Origin of the sequence: Ciceribacter ferrooxidans, assembly GCF_004137355.1 — a bacterium.
Lineage (GTDB): Bacteria > Pseudomonadota > Alphaproteobacteria > Rhizobiales > Rhizobiaceae > Allorhizobium > Allorhizobium ferrooxidans.
This window is the reverse complement of record NZ_SDVB01000278.1, coordinates 1-586: the sequence shown is the minus strand read 5'-3', so window position 1 is coordinate 586 and position 586 is coordinate 1. Positions and strand designations below refer to the sequence as shown.

The 586-nt window shown below is 48.3% G+C and carries 1 protein-coding gene; it reads left to right on the top strand.

Going from position 1 to position 586, the window contains the following annotated elements; all coding sequences use genetic code 11:
* Nucleotides 1–388: 388 nt before the first annotated feature.
* Nucleotides 389–586, top strand: a 198-nt coding sequence (locus tag EUU22_RS25670) for a hypothetical protein (RefSeq protein WP_205687936.1), incomplete at its 3' end; no start/stop codon positions are given.

Genomic DNA, 586 nt, shown 5'->3' with positions numbered 1-586 from the left:
TGCCAGCCAGCCCTCGTTTCATACGGAACCCCGGATTGTCTTTGGGAGAAATCACAGTCTAGAGTTTGGGATGTAACATTTTAAGTTTAAGTTAATCAATGTAGAGTTAAAGCAGTGGTGGGCAGTCTGGAAACGCTTCTTTCCCCTTCATAGATTGACCTTAGGAATGGCATCCATTCACAGAGCTTTGAGCAGCCACATGAGTAGCATTCCCACGCCGAGAGACAGAGAGAGCTTGGCCGAGCTGCCGCTGTTACACTTGTCGGTGTCGCAGCAGGTACTGGTGTACTCAAAGCTGAAGATGCCATCCTTTGTTTTATTTTGGGGTACACATGCAGTTTGACAGCGCTGTTTGGTGAACAAAGACACATCACCTAGAAAGGCTTTGATGGTGGAGCAGTTTCCAGTGCAGGCCTCTACAGATGATGTGGTGAAACAAAAGGACAAGGCACGGAAGTCGCACACGTTGCAAGTCAACGACGTTACCACGGCAAAAAGTCCTACGCAAAACGCCACGGAGAGTAGTAGCTTCATGGTCCTTCAATTCACAGGAAGTTCAGATGCTCTGAGATATTGCTCCTCGGTC